The following is a 24,074-nucleotide window of genomic DNA, read 5'->3' on the forward strand; positions in this document are numbered from 1 at the left end:
TTACTCCTGATGAGAACGAATTTTTTGAATTGAATCTTTAACGCAGTTGCGGATATTCTGATTACAAAAGTGGGTATTATGTAAGTCTTTTAGACTATCCCAAAGTTGTGAATTAAAGCCTGTATTGCCATCATTGGTACTCCCAACCACTAATAACATCCCGTTTCGGGAAGCAACTTTATCACCTAAATTCGTTAAGGTTTTGGGACAAAATTCTTCCTGTTCGTTGGCTTGAACTTGTAGAATAACCATCAGAGTTTCAGAATGGCGATCGCTCATTTCTCCAGCTAATTCTAAAGCACCACAAATATAGGTTCCCTGTCCTTTGGTGGGTTCAGTTTTTTTATGACACAGAGAATACAGAGCACTCTGGTCTTTGATCACAGTTGGATCAGATGCAATCAGATCTTGACTGACTTGAATTAAAGCGGCTTTATCCCCAGATTTAGCAACATCAGCCACCCCAAAACAAGCATCTTTAGAAATTTTGAGTTGCTCAGGATCATTTAAGGCTGAAGCACTAATATCTGTTATTCTGATTAACAATAAATTGGCTGGTTTCTCGCACCCACTCAGCACTAATACTAAGAAGAGAAAGCCTAAAATACAAATCAGTAACCAGCCCCAATCAATATCACCTCCTTCTCCTTTTTTAATAAATTCAGACTTACATTCAGTGCACAGCCATTCTTGATGATTTGGGAGTTGTACTAAGTCACACATTCTACGTCCCTGTTTATGATCTCTTGGACAATCCATAAAATAAAACCTCCTTTTCTTTTAATGACAATTCTGAAGAAAGGAAAAGGCTAAACTTGACCTTTTCCTTGGGGTTTAATTGCTAACCTCGAACGGGAGAATAAACGTGCAAAGTTACGCAATTTTCAGAACTTTGATTAACCAGTTGATGAAACTCATAGCGTTCTGTCCAAGTAACATCTCCGGCGTTTACAGTTTCTTCTTTCCACAAAATTAATTGGCGTTGTTCATCAGGAATATAACGTTGCTGGGTAATCGATCCTTGGAGCACTTTCGTAACATTTAAAGCCGCATTTCGATGAGGATGAACACCGGACGTTTGACCCGGAGCCCAACAAATCACCACAATTTCAAAATCGTCATTACGAACCAAAGTTTGCCACCCATAGCGGTCAGGAAGAAACAGCATAAACGCTTCCCAGCATTCCTTTGGTAAATCTAAGCGAGTCACCAGGTCTTTCAGCTTATCCAGAGTTAACAGGTGAGACGGGATCGTCTTGATTTCAATCAAGAACTTCTCAAGGATTAACGGATGAATATCCCTGTCCGATGACGGAACAGCTTTGTTCTGAGATACAATTTGAGTGATCATTAATTTTTAAGCCTTTGGTAAGGTTGTGTGTTTGCAACTGAATCAATGGCTTTTTATCGCCTCAACCCAAGGTTGCTATGCAATTGTCAAGGTTCATATCAAAGAAACTCAAAAGCGTGATGCTTTGGGGCTTTTCCTTCGATACCAACTAGAATAAACCAAGCACAAAAGGGAGTTGCTAATAATTAGCATCCCCATCTAAAAATTTTTTTATCCTAGATTTGACAAGGGTTGTAGCGATTTAAGGTTGAAAATTTGCTAATTATTAGCAAAACTTTTTTTGATAAAGTCCGAAAAATCCTCTAAAATCTCTATTTTGGGGAGCTTCACCGAGTAACACTGAGTCTAGGTTGTTAACGGTGGCTACTCAAGACCAGTTTTGTTACACCTAGCGCGATAGTAACTCTGTGACTACCAACAAAGTAAGCAAACCAGGATATATTCTAACAGAGAAAGGACTCGATAAGCTAACAACGGCTATATCAAAGCAGTATGGAACATCGCGTTTCAAATCTCAATTAGCACAAGAAGCAGGTTTAAGCCGTAATACGGTGTCTAAAGTTCTCGATAGAGAAAACGGAGTCGATGAAAGTACCCTTGATAAACTATTTTTATGTGTAGGCTTGCAATTAACACAAAATGATTACAGGCAAATTCTAACTTGTGTTTCACCCCAACAGCAAACCATTCAAAACATAGTACAAACCTCTGCTATAGAACAATTCAAAAAAGCGTTATTTGATCTGAATTATATTGATCAAGAATATCATTTTCGCAGATCCTTGGGACAAATGGGTTCTGTTGGAGCCTTTTTAATACATGGAGAAGAAGGCTATGGACAACGATGGTTAGTAAACCGTTTAGCAGGTTTAATTCCTTATAATTCCACCGCTTACCAAAAACCTTTTAATATTCTTCATAAAAAACCTCTCCTAGATTTTTGGGAAGATATAGGAGAATCAATCAAATGTAAACCTAATCCTGAAGCGATCGCTGAAAAACTTTATCAACATTGGACGACTCAAACTGTCATTCTATCTATTACAGATATTCATAAGGTTGATCAAGGTTTAGAGTCATTTTTAGAACAAGTCTGGTTAAAAGTTATTGATAAAACTAATAGCCATAATTATTCTGAAGACTCCTTTAAAATGATCTTATTTGTTGTTGGGAATAAAACTTTTAACTCACCTTCTAACTTACTCATTGACTTAACTCCTATACAGGGTTTTGAAGCTGAGGAACTTAGGCGTTGGGGAGGTGCTAAACTCTCTGATTTATTATCAGATTTAAAAAAATACACCAGAGAACAGAGCCAAGATTCTATTAAAGATATTATACAACGAAATATTGTGCCAATTTCTACTTTAGAGCGAATTTGTAAGTCTTGCAGTATAAACTATTATTCAGATATAGAACGGAGTTTTACCCTATGAATGAACCTTTAGAATTAGAATACACAGGCGAACAATATCAACCGCAACCGCAACCGAATCAACGGGGAAAGAAACAGTATCCCTATCGTCCTGAACCGGGGTTAGTTAAAGCGGTTAATTTAGCGATCGCTTTAGAACGTCCCTTACTTTTAGAAGGGGAACCCGGTTGTGGTAAAACACAACTCGCACCTGCTATTGCGTATGAATTTGGTCAACGTTATCTCCAAGGAACTAAAGAATGGCCTTATTTTTCTTGGAATATTAAATCTACTACTCGCGCCCAAGATGGATTATACACCTATGATGCGATCGCACGGTTAAGAGATGCTCAATTTTTAGGGATGAATAACTTAGAAACTTATTTAGATCGAGATCAAATTGATGAAGTGATTAAACGATTGCAAAATCAAAGTGCCTACTTGACACTAGGAGAATTAGGGAAATCTTTTGTAGTCGAAGAAAATCGACCCATTGTATTAATTGATGAAATTGATAAAGCAGATATTGACTTTCCCAATGATTTATTGTTAGAATTAGATAAATTATGTTTTGAAATACCCGAAATTGGAGCCACTGGAGATAATGCTATCAAAGCTGAACAATCTCCTATTGTAATTATTACCAGTAACCGAGAAAGAGAACTTCCTGATGCGTTTCTCCGTCGGTGTTTATATTATTACTTGAATTTTCCCGATGAAGAAGAATTAATTGAAATTGTTAAACTGCATTTTCCTAAGCTCAACTTGGAACAACGGGAATTAGTTGATGAAGCCGTTGATCAGTTTTTAAATATACGAGACATGGGAAGTAACCGCCCAAACACTAAAAAAGCTGGAACAAGTGAACTGTTGGACTTGATGAAAATTCTACTCAATAAACCTGTATCTGAAGCATTTGAAGATATTAAAGATTTAGCGGGTAATCTTCCTTTATTGGGAACTTTACTAAAAACAAAAGAAAGTCAGGACTCCTATCAACGGAAACACGATGAATAACCCAAATCACCCTAATTATTTAGGTTTATTTCTACACCTACGAGATGCGGGAATGTCGCTAACCGTTGAACAATATCTGTTATTTCAAAAAGCATTAACTTTAGGGTTTGGTCAAAGCAATTTAGCAGACCTGAAACAACTCTGTCGTTTGCTGTGGTTTAAACCCAAAGCATCTTTTAACTCTGATATTTTTGATACAGAATTTGATCGTTATTTTGCCCGTTTTCAGTCGCAAAAATTACCAGAAACCTTATTAAAACCTGAGACAATTCCAACTCCCCCTACTCTCGAAATCACCCCCAATCAAACCTCCTCAACTCCTGACAAAATACCTACCCCAAAACCATCGAGTTCTGTGCAAATTCCCATTGCTGTACGCCGCGAAGGGTTTCAACCCCAAACCTCAAAAAAAACCTCCAAAGACTTTAGTTTTAACGTTCAAAATTTACCCGTTACAGAACGTCAAATTCTGCAAACTTGGCGTTTTTTACGCTATCCCATTACAGAAGGTCAAGCAACTGAACTCGATATCCCCGCAACCTTAGCTCAAATTTACCGTCAAGGTCAAATCTTTGAACCCGTTTTACGTCCTCGCCGGGTTAATAGATTGGAATTGTTACTATTAATAGACTGGGATGGTTCCATGATTCCGTTTCATATTCTAGCCCAACAATTGATCACCAGTCTAAAAAAACACACCTTTGGTAAAACCCAAATTTATTACTTTAGAAATTGTCCCCATCATTATCTTTATTTATTTCCCAACCAACCCGAAGCGAAACCCATCAATGAAATCCTCCCAACCCTACATAAAAATCGGACTATTGTGGTAATTTTTAGTGATGGAGGTGCAGGACGGGGAAATTATAATCCAGAACGAATTGAATTAACTCAAGTCTTTTTTGATAAAATAGAACCCTTAGTACGATCTTTAATTTGGCTTAATCCTTTACCCGAAGATCGTTGGCAAAATACAACCACAGCAGGAATAATAGAAACTCTCAATCTTCCTATGTTTGAGTTTAACTGTTCTGGACTCAATGCAATGGTTCGTGTGATTTCTCGTTGCTAGGTTCTACCTAGCAATGCCTAATTTCAGGCTCCGCCTGCTATGATTTGGAGGCAGAGCTCCCCGTTAATATTCCCTGGTAGAACCAGGGAACAAGGATGACAGGTTAAAATCCCTATAAAAACTCGGTTTCTAATGGTTCATGACATCCGACAACAACTCGCTGACCATCGGTTGGAAGCCTTTGCAGAACGCTTTCCTAAGACGATGGACTTATTATGTCATGCGGCTTTTCCCCTCGCCCTCACGCCCCATTTGTTATATTGTTTGCGGGAAAATTTCGTTCCTGACTGTGATTTTATTGCTGTTGCGGATATCTTGTTGTCTTCCCTCTGTGTTTCAGTCGGACGGGAACTCTATGCTATAGATGTTGACACTCCCACCCCTGCGCTACGCTAAAGGGGTGGGATTCTCGTATCTAGTCCAGTCAAGCAGAGACAGTTGAATATACTCTTGTTTGACTGTATTCACCGAGTTCAGGGGTGTGCCAAGCACCCCATCAGTTAAACCGGATGAATCCATTACAGAAGCATCTCTCTGTAGGTCTAACTGACAAGAAAAACCGTCCCATTGAGCTAGGTTTTTCGCAGCATTCAAATCAGAGTTATGGTAGTGACCATTAGGGCAATTGAAATCATGTCGATTTCTTTTACCAATAAAACCACAGGTTGAACAGGATTTGGAAGTGTATGGCGCAGGTCTTTTAATTAATTTCAATCCTTTAAGAGCCAACTTATAATTAAGTTTCTGTTCCAAAGAATAATAAGACCAATTATGTCGAGATTCACCGGAATCAGAACGAGATTTTTGGCTCTGTTTCATTGTGCTTCGACATCCTTCTAAATCCTCAATAACAACATCAGCATTATGGTATTCGGCAAAACGAACAATTCGACGGCTGATTGTATGATTGATTGCATCCATCCATCGTCGTTCTTTTTTGTCCCATTTCTTTAATGCTCGAAACTTTTTAGCTTCTTGAAGTTGTTTTCTTCGTTGTTGAAAATAACGTCTCCGATGCTTAACGCTTTGACCATTAAAGAACTTACCAAAACCCTGTTTAGGTGCAACTACCGCTAAATTATTCTGTCCTCGGTCACATCCTAATCTTTTCTCCGTCTTAACTTCTGGAACATCCTCAGTAATTGACAGATAGGCATACCACTTATTTCGATGTTTAATTAATTTAAAAGAACCCCCTTGAATTGTTCCCTCTAACAATCCGTCTAAAACAGGTTGCCAATGGGGAGATGCAACTTCAATGGGAATTCTTTTTTCACCTTTAAGGGTTGGAAAACTAATTGAATAAGTATTCCCTTTTAGGGTTAACTTCCAGTTTTGGTTGTTAACTTCCACAGGAAGAACTTTATATTGTTTGGTTTTACGACCTGTGGGTGATGTGGTATGTCGGATTACTTGGTTAACAAGGGCAGATTTTAACTCGGACATAATTTTAGCTGTTGTCATTTTACGCCGTTCTTTAATCGGCAATGACAACAGCTTGTTGGCAACCCGTGTGTTTTCTGCCGTCATTTGCTCAAACACCTGAGCTTTACAACGGTTGAGATCCACGAATTTCAATTTAATCGTCCGAGTTATTTTTGTCATGTCATCCATGATAACATAAGGTTGATGAATCGTGTGTATCGACAATGACAGAAAATCAATATAGAAGAAAAAACACATCAGTTAGTCTGATCAACTATCATTTTGTCTTTTGCCCAAAAAGGAGGAAAAGGGTGTTGGTTAACGGAGTGAGCAGAAGATTAGAGGAAATTATCTACCAAAAAGCAAAAGAGCTAGAATGTGATGTCCTAGCTCTGGAGATAATGCCTGATCATGTGCATTTATTTATTAGTTGTCACCCTTTGATTGCTCCACATCAAATTATGTTCAGAATCAAAGGGGCATCATCAAGAATATTAAGAAAAGAATTTCCTCATTTACTTAAACTACCTTCTTTGTGGAGTCGAAGCTATTATTGTGGGACGGCTGGTTCTGTTTCTAGTGAAACTATCAAAAAGTATATTGCTAACCAAAACTCTCACTAGCCTTCACTCCGCCTAAAGGCGGGTATTCTACATCCCACGCTTGAAAGACGTGGGCTTTGAATACGGTTATTGTAAAGTTCGAGACTTGTTACTCCGTCGCCTCAAAGCCAACTTTGGAGAACGTCGCCTTAACCGTTTGGCGGACTATATGACAGGTTACATCCAACAACAAATTTCCCTCCCCCATAATAGTCGCATTGCTTGGCAATTAGGCCCCGAACCCCACTGGACAGCCCTAGCTTATACTCGACCAGGGGAAGCCCTGGAACAAATTAGAACAGCGATAGAACAAGCTTTAAAACAAGCGGATGCTCAAGAACGGGTGCGTTTAGCGTCTTTAGTTGAAAGTTATGGCGATTTACTCCAAGAAGCCGGATTTGCCCCTATCCTCACCCTAGCACAACAGTTAGAAGCAGAACCCTCTGAAGAACTGCCCCTATCGGTGTTTTCCTTTGAAACCGTTACTGTTAACAACCGAGGGAAAATTATCAAACGGGAAACCAAACAAGCGCGGTACTTCACCGAAGACTTGGGGGATGGTGTGACGTTAGAGATGGTTTATATTCCTGGGGGGACATTCCTCATGGGTTCACTGGAAATGGAAAAAGACAGCTACGAGAGTGAACGTCCTCAACATCAAGTCACTATTCCCCCGTTCTTTATGGCAAAATATCCCATTACCCAAGCCCAATGGAAAGCCGTTGCGAACTGGCCTAAAATTCAACGGGATCTCAACCCTGACCCTTCGGACTTCAAAGGGGATAACCGACCTGTAGAAAACGTTCAATGGTACGATGCAGTCGAATTTTGTGCCAGACTGCTACAACGCACCGGACGGAACTATTGTTTACCCTCAGAAGCCCAATGGGAATATGCGTGTCGCGCTGGTACTCAAACCCCCTTTTACTTTGGGGAAACGATAACCAGTGATTTAGCCAATTATGATGCAAGAACAACCTATGCAGATGAACCGAAAGGGAAATATAGAGAAGAAACTACCCCCGTCGGTGAATTTCCTCCTAATGCCTTTGGATTGTATGATCTACATGGTAATGTCTGGGAATGGTGCGCCGATCCTTGGCATGAAAACTATAAAAAAGCTCCAACAGGAGGAGAAGTTTGGGGTGAAAAAAATGATAATGATAATCTTTATCAAATCTATGATCTTGAAAATTTAGTCAACTTATTAAACAGGAATGATATCCGGGTGTTACGCGGAGGTTCGTGGTACTACGTTCCCGGGTATTGCCGCGGTGCCTATCGTAACTGGGTCGAGCCGGTCAGTCGGCTCAGGTACTTCGGATTTCGTATTGTTTCCCTCCCGCCTGCGTGGACTCTTTAGCCCTTTGCTCTTTAGCTCTTTTGCCCTTTACCCTCTTTTTTTTACCCTTAGCGAGCGAAGCGAGCTTTAAAATTTTTTTTTCAAAAACGATATGTCTTGTTGCTAGGTTCTACCTAGCAATACTCCATTGCAGGCTCCGCCTGCTAGAATCAGAGGCAGAGCCTCCCCTAGAGATTCCCTGGTAGAACCAGGGAACTAGGAGTTATAATCTTTGTTAAAAACCCGGTTTTTTGACCCCGCAGTTAACTTTCAGAAATCGGGTTTTTGAGTTAACTTAATATTAATCATCAAAATTTGGATAAAAACTCGGTTTCTCAACTCCGCAGTTAACATTGAGAAACCCAGTTTAGCGATTGAGTCAGGAAAGATTTATAATACCAGAGATAAAAATAAAAATTAGTAAGTAGAGGTGTGTGCGATTGGATATAGTAATGGTTTGGATGGAAAATATTGCTTGGGGACTAGGTTCTATCTTAGGTGCGGAACTGGTACGAGATATTTACCATACCCTGGCTCATGTTTTTACACCGTTATATCGTTTGCATAATTGGCATCATCGGGTATTCCGTCCCGATTTAACCCCAGTTAGTGAAGATATTTATCGCCAAGCTCATTGGTATAATGACGTTCCTGAAGCTGGTGTTATGTTAAGCTTTACGTTAATTTTATTAGCGATCGCCCATATTTACAGCCCTGAACAACAAGGATTTGCCCTTCTGGGTTGTATTTATACCTTCGGTTTTTTATTATCTGCTATTGCTAGAGGAATGGGAATTCCAAATGCGGATAAACTCACCGATTTAACCCATCTTCCGGGTGAATTTTCCAGTCCACCTGCACCTTGGATGGTGAATCGAACTTACCATTGGCGGCATCATTTTGATAATCAAAACGCTTATTTTTGTGGAACCTTTACGGTATTAGATAAAATCATGGGAACGGCACTTTCATTAAAAGGAAAAACCGTTGCAGTCACCGGAGCATCAGGAACTCTCGGACAAGCACTCCTCTTTCATTTACACTTAAAAGGTGCCAAAATTTTGGCGTTGACTTCCAGTGAACAAACCCTAAGCTTAACGGTTGAAGGAGAAACAATTCCCATCAAAACCGTCACTTGGAAAGTCGGACAAGAACAACAATTAGCTGAGTTATTGCAAAAGGTTGATATTTTAATTTTAAATCACGGGATTAATGTTCAGGGTCTTAGAACAGAAGAGGCAATCTCTCAATCCTATGAAGTCAATACATTTTCCTGTTGGCGACTGTTAGAATTATTTCTGAGTACCGTTCGCACCAACGCCGATATCGCCAAAAAAGAAGTTTGGGTCAATACCTCCGAAGCCGAAGTGGGGCCAGCCTTAAGTCCCCTTTACGAACTCAGCAAGCGGACGTTAGGGGATTTAATCACTCTCCGTCGTTTAGATGCACCCTGCGTCATTCGTAAATTGATTTTAGGGCCATTTAAGAGCAATTTAAACCCCATTGGTGTCCTGTCTCCTGACTGGGTGGCTCAACAAATTCTTAAACTTGCCCAAGCCGATGTCCGCGATATAATTGTAACTATCAATCCCCTGACATTTCTTGCCTTTCCCATTAAAGAATTCTGGGTGTCTACTTATTTCAAAGTGTTCAGTCGTAAATCTGCTGATATAACCACTACTGCTCTCAAGCGCAATTAGAAGCCTAGAGAGTTCAGGAGTTGGTACTGGGGGGCGAGAGGTTGATGGTCAAAATTAGGAGAATTGTTTTCTCACTCCTCCTAATTTTTCAGGGTTAATTCTGCCTGTCTAATTTCAAATCTTTCCATCTACACTCCAATGAATAAGAGTTTGAGACTATTCCAGAAGGTCAATATTTGGGGAGAAAAAAACTCCTCTAAAAGTAGACTTTTTTCCATCGGCATCTTAGCGGTTAATCTTCCCCTACTCGGTTCGACACTTTATTTAATTTTACATCCTCAATTTCCCTTGGGAAAAGAAATTTTTGCCGTTGTTTTTTTTAGTACAATTGCTGGATTTATTTTATTAAATCATAAAATAAGCCAAGTTGAACAGTCTATTATTAAGGCAACAACAGCTTTAAATTCCTATTGTGAAACAGGAGAGATTTTAAACTGTAATTCTAGTCCTTATTATGAACTTAAAAACTTGTTTAAAGCCATTGAATATAACCTTCAAAAAAGTGAGCAGAGAATTGTAGAGCTTGAGACTATAATTAGCTCTCGACAAGAAGAATTTTTTCAAATTATTCTGGAACAAGAAACCGCAGAAAGCCATCTTCGTCAATGTTTGGGTATCGCATCCCGTCATCATTTACCTTTATGTATTGCCTTAGTAAAGATTGAAGGGATTGATTTACTTGAAAATTCAGATCCTTTAACCCCTCAACCCCCGGAAGTAACGGCTCTAATTCAGAAATTTCAACAGCTTTTACGAGAAAGTGATTGGGCTGTTCATTGGGGAGATCAAGAATTTTTATTAGCGATCTTTTCAGAATTACCCGGAACCAAACTAGCACTCAGTCGCATTTTAAATCATTTCTTAACCGACCCAGAAACACTTCCCAGCACTCCTCCTCAATGTTCGATGTATATTGGATTTACAGCAGCACAACCCAATGAACATTATCGCGCCTGTATTGAACGCGCAAACCAAGCTTTACAAAAAGCCAAAACGACAGGAGAACATTGTGTTTATCTGTGAGGAATGTTGAGGATTGACTCTTAATAGAAAACTTATAATCTCTATTGATCGGGTCTTTCTTTATATATAATTTAACCAGTGAACCAGTGATTAATTCCAAATCCAACCGCACGATTATAGAATAAAAGTTCAGAGGCTATTTTTAAAGCGGATTTTTGACCAATATTGGTTTCAAAAACTGACGAAAAAACAGCATCAATTTCATGATTTTGGCAAAAGTTCTTGAGTTTTTTGGGAGAACCGAAAATAGCAGGCTTAATGACAAAAATATCTAGCCATCCTTGTTGATAGCAAGAGTTTAATTGTTGTAAATTAGCAACGGATTCATCTAAGGCGAGGAGGGTACTATAGCGATCGCATAATTCTAACATTAAATCTAATTGATCAATCGATAAGGGTTGTTCTAAAAATTCGATTTCAATTAACCCTTGATTTGCATTGATTAAATCACAATGTTCTAACCATTTTTTTGCTTGCTCAAAGGTTAAACCCTCATTGGCATCTAACCTGAGATGGATTTTTTGAGCTTGAGTGGGGCTTAAAGTTGTTGTTATACTATGAATTAACTTTTGGAAAATATTGATTTCTTCAGTTATATCATCAACGCCTATTTTCCATTTAAAAGTTTTAGCTCCTTGCTGAAATAGAGTTTTCCAAGTTGTTAATACGGTTTCTCCGGCGGGTAATAATTCGCTATAGTGAAGTTTATTAATATCAAGAAAGCTGTTAGGATTTAACTCTGTGAATGCCGATTCAAACCCAAACTGACAAGCGGGTAGATGGTCGGGAATGGTGAAAATTGTTTCGATTGAAATGCGACTTGGAAGTTGTTGACAAAATATAAGTGCATCTTCCATTGTTTCCGACCCAAACCAACTTAACGGAGCAATTTCTCCCCATCCGATATTACCCTGCTTATCCGTTAAATTTAAAATAATGCCTTCTCGCATTTTCCACATTCCGTGAGCCGTTTTTAGAGGGATTTTAAACGGACGTTGATAGGGTTGAAATTGAAATTGATAGTTCATTCGGATAAAAATTTAATAATGGCATTGATCCACGCTTGAGAATTTTCGATTAAAATATTATGACCACAATGAGAGACAATTTGCAACTGGGAAACGGGAGATAATATGTTCATTTCTTGATTAATTTGTTTAAATTTATGATCAAATTCTCCAACTAACAGCAATAAAGGAATTTTATTTGGTGGCAATTTTTCCCAGAGTGAAGGTTGATTTCCTGTTCCTAAATAACGCAGAGATTTTGATAATTCCAGAGGATTATTGTTTAAGCGCTGGGTAAAAACTTGTTTAAATTTAGGATGATTTTTTAAGCTTTTAAACAAAGGTTGATCATACCACTGCTCTAAAAAGGTTGTGAAATCTAAGGTTTGCAGTTGTTCGACTTTTTGAAGATCACAAATAAACCGTTGTAATCGTTCTGATTCAGTTTTCAGTCCGGGAGATGTGGATTCTAATATAACTTTTTGGAAATATTGAGGAAAATGTAGCGTTAAATATAATCCTAATCTTCCCCCCATAGAATATCCCATTAAATAACATTGGAAAATCTTCAGATGGTTTAACACTTCTATTAACGCCGTTGCTGTTTGTGGCATTGTATAATAACTATCCTCTCCTAAAACTTGGGTTTTGCCATGTCCTGGGAGGTCAATCGTTAAACAGCAAAACTGAGAGAAAAGAGGAAAAATTCGAGCGTTAAAATCCTGACTATTTCCCAAAAATCCATGTAAAAATAAAATAACAGGTTGATTAATATCACCGTTTAGGGTATAATAAAATTGATAATTTTTTAACATTATAAACGGCATAGGATTTAAAAAAATTCTATCAGGGGATTAATCAAGCATCCAATGTAAGACGGGAACAGAAGCCGCACAAAAGGCCATAAATCCAAATAACCCTAAGAGCATCCCAAAAAATAGAAATTCTTCGCCTTTTTCTTTAGCAAGTTTAACAATAAAATAGCTGTAACCATAACAGGCGATAAAGAAAATAACGATAAATGCGGTGAAATAATACTGCATTGTGGTTTCGCTCAATTTAGATTCAGCCACACTTAAGTAGCTTTACTGATTATTGTACTAAACTTTGGTTAAAAATGAAAGAACACAGACGTACCAAGGCGAAGCCAGACCGTAGGCTGAAGTGGGTTTGGCTCTCCTGTCGATAGGTCATAAGCAAGGCTGATTTAAAAAGGCAAGTTAATCGTTTTTCTCACCTCCTCTCAAAATTTTTTAAGATTTAGAAATAAAATAAATATTACAACCGCTTTAATAAGACTCCAGTTTGCCAATAATAAGCTTCTTGTTTAACCGCTAAAACTTGGAAAAAGGGTTTCCATTTAGCTTGAAAATAATCTAAATCATAGAAAACCAGTGAGCGGGTATCTCGTCCCAAGGTAAACATCCCAAAATCTTGATTAATATATTCAAAATAATTTTGAATGCAAGCCTGTTTCTGTTCTTCGGGCCAGACATTATTATTAGAAAGCCATTGTTCTGGAAAGTCCTTAATTTTTTCAAAAATAAAGCGTTCTTGCAGTGTAATAAAAGCCAGTCCTCCGGGTTTTAAAATGCGTCGGAGTTCCAACAACCAAGCATCAGCTAAATCATCAATATGGGTAAAGACAGAACCTGCATAAATTAAATCAAAATAGCGATCTTCAAAGGGTAAATGGGGCATTGTTGTCCCGACAAAAAAATGAAAGGGGGGACTCATATTTTGTTGACACCAAGTAATACAATCAGCGTTAATATCTGTTCCCCAGATTTCACAAATCTCGGATAAATCTGCTAACTGCCGAAGAATACGTCCCGATGCACACCCAAAATCTAAAATTCGGCTTCCTGTTTTGAGAAAATATCCACACTCTCGCAATACACTTAACATCACCTGAACCTGAGTTTTTCCAGAGTTAAGATAATACTCCTCATTTTCTGCAAAAACTAACATAATTTCTTGAGGAGGAACAGGAAATTGCCATTTTCCGGTTTGAGGATTTTTACCCAAAGAAAGGGATTTAGGCAACGCATAAGAGGGATTTTGTCCCGATTTGGGGTAATACTTTAACCAGTCAATAGGTTCTAGTAGGTTTGATGAGGCGTTGGAAGAATTAATTGCTGGAATTCCGAGCAGTTCATTTAATTTTTCTTGCGCTGATATATTATTGGGTTGCAGTTTTAACACCGTTTCAAAACAAGTAATTGCATCTTTTTTCTGTTCTAAATTAAGATAAGCTAAACCTAAGTTATAATAACAAGAAGCTTCCGTTGAATTCAATTCTAAAGCTTGTTGATAAGTCTGAATTGCCTCTTGCCATCGTTGTAATTGAATTAACCCATCTCCTAAATTTTTATAAGACCAAAAGAAATCGGATTTAATTTGATTGGCTGTGGTATAAACATTAACCGCTTCTTGCCATCGTTTTAACTGAGATAAAGCATCTCCTAAATTAATATAAGACCAAAAGAAATTCGGATCAATGGAAATCGCTTGTTGACACACTGGAATGGCTTCTTCCCATCGCTCTAATTGAATTAATGCTTTACTTAAGCCAATATATGACCAAAAAAAGTCCGGTTTCAATTCCAGGGAACGGCGATAAATAGGAATAACTTCTTCCCATCTTTCTAATGTCGTTAATAGTTCTCCTAATTTTTGATAAACTCCCCAATAGTTCGGATCTAATTCCCTCGCTTTTTGATAGATAGGAACGGCTTTTTCCCATTGTTGAGTCTGGGCTAAACATTCTCCTAAACTATTATAAACCCAAAAGCAATTTGGATCTAATTGACAGGCTTTTTCATAGACAGGAATGGCTTCTTCCCAGCGTTGTAATTTAATGAATGCTTCTCCTAAATTATTATAAGCCCAAAATTCATTAGGATTTAATTCAATAACTTTTTGATAGGCGGTAGCAGCTTGTTCAAATTGTTCAAGCTTGAGGGAATAGTAGCCAATTCTTTGATAAGCTAAGAGGGATTGAGGTTCAATATTAATCAGTTGTTGATAACACGCGATCGCTTCTGGAAATTGTCCACTTTCTTGATATTGAATTGCCTGTTGATATAATTCACTCATGAGCGGGGCATAGAGATTGGTGGAGGGGGAAATTAGTATAGTATCTTGTGGATTAGATGGGTTCATTGTCTTGGGTGTAAATTGTTGAACTGGGTTACTTTTATCTATTCTATCAGTGAATTGCTGTATTTTCTGAATTAGGTAAAAGTCAAAAGAAAAATATTGATTTTACTTTTTATCCTGAGATTATCTCCCTCCAATATTAATATTTTGTACCCGCACGGGAACACAAGCATGAGTCATTTGAGCAATTTGTAAGGGTTCGCCTTTTCCACACATATTAGTACCACATTGTTGCCATTCAGAAGCAGGGCCGATAGCATCTACTTGATTCCAAAAATCTGTTGTCATGGCATGGTAAGTAACATCTTTTAACATTCCGATAATTTTGCCATTTTTAATCTGCCAAAACCCATCTCCACCAAATTGAAAATTGCGCCGTTGTTGATCAATTGAAAAACTCCCAATTCCATCAATTAAAATCCCCTCTTTTGTATCAGCAATCATCGCTGATAATGTAGCGGTATGGCTTCCTCCTTCTGGCCCTGGTTCTAATCCTAAATTAGGAATTCTCACCATAGGTAAACTTGACCAACTATCGGCAAAAGCACACCCATTACTACTCGAACGTCCTAAACGATAAGCGGTTTCTCGGTCGGTTAAATAATCCACTAAAATTCCATCTTTTACTACATACCATTCTTGAGAAGGAACCCCTTCATCATCATAGCCAATGGTGCTGCGTCCAGCAGGTTGGGTGCGATCGCATTTAAAGTTAATCCAAGGTGCTCCATATTGTAAGGTTCCTAATTGATCTGTTGTGGCAAAACTGGTTCCAGCAAAATTAGATTCATAGCCATAAACTCGGTCTAATTCTGTGGGATGACCAACGGATTCATGAATGGTTAAATAAAGATTAGTTGGCTTTAAAATTAATGTCGTTTGAATGCCTGACGGCCCTTTAGGAGCATAAACTTTTTCAATGGCTTCCTCGGCGACTCGTTCAATTTGACTCAATAAATCCGTTTGATCAATATGTTCATAACCTAAATTTAAAGGAGGACGTTCATAACTACGACTTTGAGCATCTCCATTCGCCACCGCCGTACAACGATATCCACTATAACTACGATAAATTGTTTGTTCAATCAATGACCCTTCTGTAGAAGCAAATAGTTTGTTTTCTTGGTTAAATTGCAGATGGGAACTAGCTTTTCTAATCCCCTGTTCTTCATACTGAAGTAAGCGGTCATTAATTGTTAATAATAAGTCGGCTTTTTCTGTGATGGGAATAGAAAAGGGATCAATGGTAATCGGTGTAATATAACTATCTTGATAAGCTTGTACGGGAACTAAACGCACAGGATTTTGTTGACATAAACGGCTCCCTTTCGCAATTTCAATGGCTAAATTAATCACTCGAATCAGTTCTTCTGGAGTTTGACGATAACTCGCCGCAAATCCCCAAGATCCATTCAGAAGAACTCGAACTCCAAAACCGGATTTCTGATGATCTGTCAGGTGACTTAAGGAACGATCATTAGCATGAAGGCTTTGATTTCGATAAGTACAAAAACGAATATCTCCATATTCACATCCCGCTTGGTGAATCCAATCAATCGCCAGGGTGGCTAAATCGCAAGTCATGGGTCGTGTAGGGGCGTTTACCATATTTGATGAATTAGATAGGGGAGGTTATTGTAAGGGTTTTTGAAGCCCATTTTAGGGCATCTGAGCAGATTTTTGGGTAGGAGATTTAGAAACGGAGGAAGGCGTTAATTTAGGCTGGGGTGAAGCAGATTTAGCAGGTTTTGATTTAATGGTAACAATTTTATCTTTTTTCATTTGCTCTAAGACAACCTCACTAATAATATTAGCACCATGAGAGGTAAAATGAACCCCATCATTGATTTTAACAGATCGGCGTTTACCCGATTTATCGGCAACAAGGGCAGCATATTTTCCTCCCGATGCAAAGGTTCCCCAGGTTGAAATATATTCAATTTTGGGGTAAGCTTGGCTGACAGTTCCATAGATTTTATTCAACACACTAAAGATCCGATTATAACGAGGTCGTCTTGACATGGGTTGACCCACCCAATACACTTTTCTCACCGAAGAGGTGGAGAGTAATTTAGCATAGCGTTCAACTCGTTCTTGATAAGTTTTCTCCCATCCGGGTGTAAATAAGGGGTAATAACGTCCATTTTTGTCGATAATATCTTGACCATCATTTCCCCCAAATAAAACAACAATCACATCGGGTTTATAACTTTTGAGCAAGGTTGTTGTGCGATTATACCAATTATAATAATCGATTCGATTCAGCCCACTGGAAACTTTATAATCTAATTTTGTATTATTAATTTTATAGGTTTTGCGAAGATTATATTGAAGCTTGACTCCTAAATCAAACATAATCGAATCACCCACAAATAAAAAGCGGGTATAGGGTTTTTCCACTGGAGGTTTAGGTTTGGGAGGAAGAGAAACGGATTTTTTAGCGGCAGAGGAAATCGGTTTTTGGGTCGGTTGAGGATTTGGAGTCGTCAAGGGTTTTGGTTGGGGAGAAAGCTCTCCACTGTTCAAGGTTGCGATTTCAGTTGGGGGAGAAAGTTGATCTAAATTAACGTCTTTAATTTGGTTCCAAAATGCTTGTTCGGTTTGACGAAATCCCTCTAATTTTAACTGTTGTGCAGCTTGTTTAAGGGGAGGTTGTAGAAAGGAACTGGATGCAATACTTTTAAGAAATAAGGAAAAATTAGAAAAAATCAAAGTCAAACTGACTAAACAAACCAGCAGTAAGAATTCTCGATCTTTCATTGGGGGTTAAAAATTAAAATAGATAAAGGGAGGAACACTATTAGGGCCGAGCATAAGAATAGAATACACAAATCCAGAGGTTAAAACAATCCTAAAAAAGATATTTTTTAAAGAAAATAAGCGAATCAAAACTGAGGTAATGGCTTTTCCATAGAAATTAATTAAAACTAAAATAATAAAAATAACCAGATAAAGCTGCCAAACATTAAATTGAACTATCTGAACATCTGAGATCCAAATCCCTTGGATAAAATTTAAGGCTGTTTCCAGATTAGGAGATTGGAAGAAAATCCAACTCAAGGTGACAAACCCAAAGGTTAACCCCCAATTTAACAGGGGAATTATTGAGGATACCTTTGCAGAAGGTTGAAGAGTCAAACGGGGAGTTATTTCTTCTTTAAAGTAATGATTAAGGCCTAATCCTAAACCATGTAATCCTCCCCAAACTATAAAGTTTAACCCCGCACCATGCCAAAATCCTCCCAGCAGCATCGTTAAGAATAAATTGAGATATTTTCGTTGTTTTCCATGTCGGTTTCCCCCCAAAGGAATATAGAGATAATCTCTCAACCATTCTGATAAACTAATATGCCATCGATGCCAAAATTCTTGTAAACTAAAGGAACGATAGGGACAGTTAAAATTTTCGATAGGACGGAACCCAAATACACTAGAAATTGCATTCGATAAATCGGAATAACCACTAAAATCGACATAAATTAAACAGGAATAGGAGACGGCTGCTAAAATTAAATCACCGCAAGAATAGGAACCTGGGTCAGAAAAAGGAAGTTGCGTAAAGTTAAACAAAAAACTCGATAAGGTATACTTTTTAAAGAGTCCTGATAGAATTAATACAATTACTTCTTCTATTTTATAATCATATTTTTGAGAAGAATTAAGTTGTTTATAAAATTCCTTAGCTCGTGCAATGGGGCCAGAAGCAATTTGCGGAAAATAACTAATATAAATTGCATAATCAATCCACCGGGGAAAAGCCAGGGTTTGATGATAGCAATCAACAAGGTGAGAAATTATTCTAAACGTATAGAAAGAAACCCCAACAGGAACTAAAATTTCTAAGGGTTGAAAGGTTGAAGCAAAGGGTAAAAAAGAGAATATCTCTAAGAAACTATCAACAAAAAAATTATAATATTTAAAGGTTCCTAAATACAATATATTAAAAACTATTCCTGCTATTAACCAGGATTTAGCAGCCGTAGAGCGAGATCTTAACCCTAAAAGTATTCCATAGTTAATTCCAATACTGATTAACAGCAAAACCAAGAAATTCAATCCCCAAAAAGAGTAAAAAATTAAGTTTGCTACTAATAAAAAAGCTTTATATAAACCAACTTGTTTTTTTAAGGAAATCCCTAAACTAAAAACAATAATAAAAAAGATTAAAAATGAATAAGTTGGAAATAACATGGAAAAAATTAGGATGCTAGATAAAGATCAATCTTATAATATAAATGAAAAAAACTTGAAAAGAAACCTCGAATTAACAATTTTAGCAAAAACCCATCTACACAGCATCCTATCACCGAAGCAAACCCTAAACCACCCAAGTTATCATCTTTTTAAAACTTTGAGGAGCATTTCAGTATCCTATTTTGAAATCAAGCGATTAAATTCAAGGTAATCAGGGGAGCTAATTTTTAACATTCGCTCTGGACGATCATGAATAGCTGTTTTAGTCCGTGATAGTTTCTTAGAAACACTAATATTCTTAATACTAATAAAACGATACTCATAACCTTTAAGGAAATTTGGATTATTCCAAAATAACTGACCTATTTCCCGACAATAAGCAACAAAACACTGCGCTCCTTTAAGCTGTTGGATAATTTCTTCTTCCAGTCCCCCTTTTCCTGCTTTCATCTCAATACAGACAATAACCTTTTGGGTTTCAGTATTAGCAATAATGACAAAATCTGCACGCTTACATTCACCCTTATTTCCTTGAAAAAATTCATGGTTTTGGTTAAAATAATCCGCCTTGATAATAATAACCTCATCATCATTTGGCATTCCATGAATTGTGACCGAATAATTTGCAGGTGGAGGTTCTTTGAGTATAACTTTCTTTTTATTATAGTGATTTTCTAATGATACTGTAGCAGTTTCTTTAATCATCTCTTTCAAAATAGCAATATAAGACATTACTCCACACCCCAAACAATTGCTTCTTGAATTCGGTTCATCGTTTCAATTGTTGGATCGAAACTTCGAGCTTCAATACGTTAACTGTTCAACAAACCCCAAAACATCCTGAATCACCTCCAACCACTGAATCTCATAAATTTAAAACAAAAAAGACTCTAAAATATCGGCATAAAACTTCATCATCCACTAGCCAAAAGCCATAATTGACAAGGATTGATGATTATATTCAACATTTAAAGAATACTCGCGACTTCTTGCCAGATTCCGTTCGTTATCTCGTTGCTGATGGCTATTACTATCGTTCTAAATTTTGGGAATCTGTTCAGGATTTGAATTTGCAATTGATTGGGAAACTTAGAACAGATGCTAATTTACGTTATCTCTATACAGGTGAACAAAAGAAACGCGGTGCTCCTCGAAAATATGATGGCAAAGTTGATTTAAATGATTTAAGTCGTCTCACTTTTGTTAATCAGATTGAACCGCAAATTTTTCTCTATACACAAGTGGTCTGGAGTTGTTGTTTAAAATGCCCAATTCGTTTAGTTTATCTCAGAGATACCCGCTCTAAAAAAACAAAAATTGCTTTATTATTTAGCACTGATATTCATCTGAATGCTGAACAGATATTTGAGTATTATCAGGCGCGCTTCCAAATCGAGTTTATTTTCCGTGATGCTAAACAATTTACGGGTTTATCTGATTGTCAATCTCCTCATCCCCAACGGCTTGCAAACCATTTTAATGCTAGTCTCACTGCCTTGAATTTAGCTAAATATCAATCCTAAAATCCAAGTCCAAGGCTTGAAGCAAGGCTTGAGCCGTATGATTGGGATAACCATCATGTACGGTTCTTAGGGGAGGGGAGAGTGGTGACACTCGAACCTTGCCCGCTCCCTAAGCGCGTAGCGTAGGGGTGGGAGTGTCAAGATGCTGTTCTCGTTGTTGAGGATAAAAGGGTTTGTATCTTCTCTCAATAGTTTGGCTATTTCATCGCAATGAAAAATTCTGGAGAAAGAGATCTCGTTGAAAAAGCTTTGTTATCACAAAGTCAAGGAGAACTGAACGAAGCTATTTCCTATTATCAGCAAGCACTTCAAATTTGTCCTCAGTGGCCTGAAGTTTATTATAATTTAGGGATTATTTTTGAACAACAGCAAAATTTATCACAAGCTATTCACTGCTATCAACAAGCAATTTTACAAAAGCCTAATTATGCTGAAGCTTACTATAATTTAGGAGTGGTTTATCAAAATAAAAGTTTAATTGAATCAGCCATTAAAAGTTATCAAAAAACAATTGAACTTGCACCTCAACTCATCAGAGNCGATTTATTCAGTAAAATCTCTAAATTTGAGGGAGGATTAATTTCAGGATTTTTTATTTCAGGGGAAACTTCTGAAGAAAAAGGAGGGATCTTTACTAAATCCTCTGTTCCTTTCTGTTTATTAAGAATAATTGTTGTCTCTTTAGAATCAGCAATCGGACGTTCTGATAAAGAATCTAATTCTGAGGAATTTGATGGTAATGCTAAAGAAGTATCACTCAGAGGTTGAGATGGATTAAAAGTAGCTGAATTTGTGGAGAATGAAGAATGAACCCAAGACGGAGAAATATTTTTTCCAATCGATTGACCCAAAGAAAAAGCCAAATCTGGATTTAGCAATTTCGTTTTATGTAAAACAATGTCTTCAAAAGGATAAATCGGAGTTGAGGGGGGAATTTGATTAACCGCTAAAGATTGATCATGAGTTTCCGATGGAATTAAACCCGGAGATTCGGGCTCAAGAGTTCCTAGGGAATTAGACGAACTTTCTGAGTCTGGGTAAGCGGTTTGACCATTTGCAGAGTTTGATAATCCAAACGTAGCTGAAGCAGCAAAAACCGCAACTAAGACAGGAGATAAACGCATGATACTCACTCTTTTAGACAGTCCCACACCTAAAATTTGTCAATCCTCAGCTTAAACGTTACGGTGACAATCACACTCAACGCTGACGCTGCGACATCTGACATCTTAACAAGCTTTGACACTCCTACAACGAAAAGCTTGTGAACTACCCCTGGATGAGGGGACGGGGGGACAGGGGGACANTGATTTATTCAGTAAAATCTCTAAATTTGAGGGAGGATTAATTTCAGCACTCGCTATTTGTTGAGAAACTTCGCTGGGGAATTGTGCTATTTTTCCTGAATTCTTATTTAAACTCGGTTCAAATATATTAGTTTCTGATACAGTCGAATTTAAAGCGATCGCATTTTCCACCACAACGGGAAAGCTANTTCTAAACAATCTCGATCAAAACAAACATGACGCTCTTGATCTTTAGACCCATAACTCGCCCCCCCAATAATATGTAACTGGGTGTTTTTCATCAGTTGATACCATAATCCCTCAGTTCCCTGCATTTTAGTCGCAGCACTTCCCACGGGGGTCGAGAGATAAAGCGGATCAATTCCCGTTGCTCCTAAAGTTTGTTCATAGTTATAGTAATAATGCAAAGGAACATCTGCCACAGACAATCCTAATAAACCTTCATAAAAATCCTTGGCCACATTCAAATCCGAAACCATGATGGTATGAACTTTAGGAGCACTGGTTAAAAACATCCACATCGCAACCGCATAAGCTGCCAGCAGCATCACCATGACTCCCTGGGTCGAAAAAATACCGTCAAACAGGGGAAATTCAGGGAAAAACGCACTTAACGGTAAGGTATGAAATGAAAAATCGATTAAATTAACGGCTATTAGCATGAATAAATTCAGAAGTAAAAAACAAACTCAACCCGAACCCATCATCACCTTTATCTTAATGGTTAAGATGATCAGCTATTAATCATGTTAACAAAAAGTTTTAACAACGCTCTCAAATCCAGACAGGATAGCCAAACGATGACCAATCTAATTCATGTATTTGTATATGGTACGCTCAAACCGGGGGAAAGCAATTATCAACGCTATTGTCAGGGACGGGTCATCGCCCAGCGTCCTGCTGTGGTTCAGGGAAAACTCTATGATTTATCTTTAGGGTATCCAGGGATGGTTGCTGGGGATGGTATTGTGCAGGGAGTGATTTTATCTTTTTCAGACCCCAACATTTTTATAGATTTAGATCAATTGGAAGATTATCAACCCCACCGTCCTCCTGAAAAAAATGAATATCAGCGCCAACAAATTCCGGTATTCGATCTCAATCATCAACCCTTGGGCTTAGTTTGGGCTTATCTGATGGACATGACAAAAGTTCAGGTTTATTCAGGGGTTTTGATTCCTGATGGATGTTGGAAAAATCGAGATTAACCGTTCAAAAAACTCTAGGGACACAGCAATTTGGTATCCCTAGAGTTCTATTATTTTAATTAACAAAAAACAAACGGCTTAATCAGTTGGTGTAGAAACAGCAGCTTTAGGAATCGGAATAATCGGTTGATCTACACTAATACTAACTGCATTCGGATTAACAATGGGAATTAGAGGTTCATTCAAGGCTATTTGTAAGGGTTCTGAATCATTCAAATTTTGAGATTGAGCCACCATTGCAACTCGCCCCAAATTACCAGAAACCGTCATCACTAATAATGCAGCGATCGCTGTTCCTCCCCAAGATATTATAACACGAGTTCTTTGATTTAGGCGTTGGAAAACACGGGTAGCCAGTTGTTGCACCGAAGAATGGGAGGCGGGAACAGGTGCCGTTTGCAAGCGAGAACGAAGTTGCAACAGTTGTAAATAAACTTCTTTAATTTGAGGGTCATGATCTAGCCAAGCTTGAACTTGACGGCGTTCTGAAACCGTCGTTTCTCCATCAAGGTAGGCACTGAGTAATTGAAACTGTTGAGGGTCAAGTAGATGCCCCTGGATGGTTGAGTTAATTTGTGGTTCTGGCTCAAAATTGTGCTTCATCGGAACACCCCCATTCACCAAGTATGAAATTCAACATGAAATTAGACAGATTTAATTGAAATTATCCTTGGGGGAAAAGTCATGAAAAATTGGGATTGAAACCTATATAACTATTGTATCGGTA

At 37.9% G+C, this 24,074-nt stretch carries 23 protein-coding genes and 1 pseudogene; 11 read left to right on the forward strand and 13 right to left on the reverse strand.

Features of this window, described 5'->3' with window-relative positions:
- Both PL9214_RS23440 and PL9214_RS23445 read right to left on the reverse strand, forming a co-directional pair.
- Positions 1–759 carry a hypothetical protein gene (locus tag PL9214_RS23440; protein ID WP_072721443.1) on the reverse strand — a complete coding sequence of 253 codons (759 nt, stop codon included), beginning with the start codon at positions 757–759 and terminating at the stop codon, positions 1–3.
- 82 nt (positions 760–841) lie between these two features.
- Positions 842–1,351 (reverse strand): cysteine dioxygenase, encoded by a 510-nt coding sequence (locus tag PL9214_RS23445; protein WP_083580158.1) that lies wholly within the window; start codon positions 1,349–1,351, stop codon positions 842–844.
- Between the two features lie 407 nt (positions 1,352–1,758).
- Here PL9214_RS23445 and PL9214_RS23450 point away from each other — a divergent pair, with 407 nt between their 5' ends.
- The 4 genes from PL9214_RS23450 (at position 1,759) to PL9214_RS31555 (ending at position 5,250) form a co-directional block, all read left to right on the forward strand.
- Positions 1,759–2,787: a hypothetical protein gene (locus PL9214_RS23450; RefSeq protein WP_139295142.1), complete on the forward strand. Its 1,029-nt coding sequence runs from the start codon at positions 1,759–1,761 to the stop codon at positions 2,785–2,787.
- Positions 2,784–3,782, forward strand: a complete 999-nt coding sequence (locus PL9214_RS23455) for an AAA family ATPase (RefSeq protein ID WP_072721447.1) — start codon at positions 2,784–2,786, stop codon at positions 3,780–3,782. The genes PL9214_RS23450 and PL9214_RS23455 overlap by 4 nt, the downstream gene beginning before the upstream one ends.
- Positions 3,775–4,854 carry a hypothetical protein gene (locus tag PL9214_RS23460; protein ID WP_072721449.1) on the forward strand — a complete coding sequence of 360 codons (1,080 nt, stop codon included), beginning with the start codon at positions 3,775–3,777 and terminating at the stop codon, positions 4,852–4,854. Before PL9214_RS23455 ends, PL9214_RS23460 begins: the two co-directional genes overlap by 8 nt.
- Before the next feature lie 132 nt (positions 4,855–4,986).
- Entirely contained in the window at positions 4,987–5,250 is a 264-nt protein-coding gene (locus PL9214_RS31555; protein ID WP_072721451.1) for a hypothetical protein, read from the forward strand.
- On the opposite strand, the gene PL9214_RS23470 is transcribed toward PL9214_RS31555, so the two are convergent.
- Complete coding sequence (locus tag PL9214_RS23470) at positions 5,242–6,468, reverse strand: RNA-guided endonuclease InsQ/TnpB family protein (protein WP_222425192.1); 1,227 nt, start codon at positions 6,466–6,468, stop codon at positions 5,242–5,244. The two genes, PL9214_RS31555 and PL9214_RS23470, sit on opposite strands and share 9 nt — an antisense overlap.
- A 35-nt stretch (positions 6,469–6,503) precedes the next feature.
- Here PL9214_RS23470 and tnpA point away from each other — a divergent pair, with 35 nt between their 5' ends.
- From tnpA to PL9214_RS23490, 4 genes are all read left to right on the forward strand, one after another.
- The gene (gene tnpA, locus PL9214_RS23475; RefSeq protein WP_072717176.1) at positions 6,504–6,902 is read left to right on the forward strand and encodes an IS200/IS605 family transposase; all 399 of its coding nucleotides are present in this window, start codon (positions 6,504–6,506) and stop codon (positions 6,900–6,902) included.
- 49 nt (positions 6,903–6,951) lie between these two features.
- Entirely contained in the window at positions 6,952–8,244 is a 1,293-nt protein-coding gene (locus tag PL9214_RS23480; protein ID WP_437126750.1) for a formylglycine-generating enzyme family protein, read from the forward strand.
- A gap of 431 nt (positions 8,245–8,675) precedes the next feature.
- A complete protein-coding gene (locus tag PL9214_RS23485) occupies positions 8,676–9,923 on the forward strand; it encodes a bifunctional sterol desaturase/short chain dehydrogenase (RefSeq protein WP_072721455.1) in 1,248 nt (415 codons plus the stop codon).
- A 138-nt stretch (positions 9,924–10,061) separates the two neighbouring features.
- A complete protein-coding gene (locus PL9214_RS23490; protein WP_083580159.1) occupies positions 10,062–10,946 on the forward strand; it encodes a diguanylate cyclase domain-containing protein in 885 nt (294 codons plus the stop codon).
- 71 nt (positions 10,947–11,017) lie between these two features.
- Here the strand turns inward: PL9214_RS23490 and PL9214_RS23495 are convergent, their stop codons facing one another.
- From PL9214_RS23495 to PL9214_RS23530, 8 genes are all read right to left on the reverse strand, one after another.
- Complete coding sequence (locus PL9214_RS23495; RefSeq protein WP_072721458.1) at positions 11,018–11,974, reverse strand: o-succinylbenzoate synthase; 957 nt, start codon at positions 11,972–11,974, stop codon at positions 11,018–11,020.
- Positions 11,971–12,780, reverse strand: a complete 810-nt coding sequence (menH, locus tag PL9214_RS23500; RefSeq protein ID WP_072721460.1) for a 2-succinyl-6-hydroxy-2,4-cyclohexadiene-1-carboxylate synthase — start codon at positions 12,778–12,780, stop codon at positions 11,971–11,973. The genes PL9214_RS23495 and menH overlap by 4 nt, the downstream gene beginning before the upstream one ends.
- Positions 12,781–12,807: 27 nt before the next feature.
- Positions 12,808–13,026 carry a hypothetical protein gene (locus PL9214_RS23505; RefSeq protein WP_245824346.1) on the reverse strand — a complete coding sequence of 73 codons (219 nt, stop codon included), beginning with the start codon at positions 13,024–13,026 and terminating at the stop codon, positions 12,808–12,810.
- A 205-nt stretch (positions 13,027–13,231) separates the two neighbouring features.
- Positions 13,232–15,118 (reverse strand): class I SAM-dependent methyltransferase, encoded by a 1,887-nt coding sequence (locus PL9214_RS23510; RefSeq protein WP_072721464.1) that lies wholly within the window; start codon positions 15,116–15,118, stop codon positions 13,232–13,234.
- A 120-nt stretch (positions 15,119–15,238) separates the two neighbouring features.
- Complete coding sequence (locus tag PL9214_RS23515; RefSeq protein WP_072721466.1) at positions 15,239–16,723, reverse strand: TldD/PmbA family protein; 1,485 nt, start codon at positions 16,721–16,723, stop codon at positions 15,239–15,241.
- A 51-nt stretch (positions 16,724–16,774) separates the two neighbouring features.
- Positions 16,775–17,875 carry an SGNH/GDSL hydrolase family protein gene (locus PL9214_RS23520; protein WP_072721468.1) on the reverse strand — a complete coding sequence of 367 codons (1,101 nt, stop codon included), beginning with the start codon at positions 17,873–17,875 and terminating at the stop codon, positions 16,775–16,777.
- 6 nt (positions 17,876–17,881) lie between these two features.
- Positions 17,882–19,306 (reverse strand): MBOAT family O-acyltransferase, encoded by a 1,425-nt coding sequence (locus PL9214_RS23525; RefSeq protein ID WP_072721470.1) that lies wholly within the window; start codon positions 19,304–19,306, stop codon positions 17,882–17,884.
- 180 nt (positions 19,307–19,486) lie between these two features.
- Entirely contained in the window at positions 19,487–20,041 is a 555-nt protein-coding gene (locus tag PL9214_RS23530) for a hypothetical protein (RefSeq protein ID WP_072721471.1), read from the reverse strand.
- Positions 20,042–20,298: 257 nt separating this feature from the next.
- Here PL9214_RS23530 and PL9214_RS23535 point away from each other — a divergent pair, with 257 nt between their 5' ends.
- Positions 20,299–20,832, forward strand: a complete 534-nt coding sequence (locus PL9214_RS23535; RefSeq protein ID WP_083580161.1) for a transposase — start codon at positions 20,299–20,301, stop codon at positions 20,830–20,832.
- Between the two features lie 210 nt (positions 20,833–21,042).
- The gene (locus PL9214_RS23540) at positions 21,043–21,600 is read left to right on the forward strand and encodes a tetratricopeptide repeat protein (protein ID WP_072721474.1); all 558 of its coding nucleotides are present in this window, start codon (positions 21,043–21,045) and stop codon (positions 21,598–21,600) included.
- A gap of 727 nt (positions 21,601–22,327) precedes the next feature.
- Here PL9214_RS23540 and PL9214_RS23550 read toward each other — a convergent pair.
- Positions 22,328–22,801: pseudogene (locus PL9214_RS23550) on the reverse strand (glyoxalase-like domain protein); the annotation flags it as partial.
- Between the two features lie 138 nt (positions 22,802–22,939).
- Between PL9214_RS23550 and PL9214_RS23555 the strand changes: the two are divergent.
- A complete protein-coding gene (locus PL9214_RS23555) occupies positions 22,940–23,347 on the forward strand; it encodes a gamma-glutamylcyclotransferase family protein (protein WP_186440446.1) in 408 nt (135 codons plus the stop codon).
- Positions 23,348–23,425: 78 nt separating this feature from the next.
- Here the strand turns inward: PL9214_RS23555 and PL9214_RS23560 are convergent, their stop codons facing one another.
- Positions 23,426–23,950 (reverse strand): anti-sigma factor family protein, encoded by a 525-nt coding sequence (locus PL9214_RS23560; RefSeq protein WP_072721478.1) that lies wholly within the window; start codon positions 23,948–23,950, stop codon positions 23,426–23,428.
- Between the last annotated feature and the right edge of the window lie 124 nt (positions 23,951–24,074).

Source organism: Planktothrix tepida PCC 9214, assembly GCF_900009145.1.
Classification (GTDB): Bacteria; Cyanobacteriota; Cyanobacteriia; order Cyanobacteriales; family Microcoleaceae; genus Planktothrix; species Planktothrix tepida.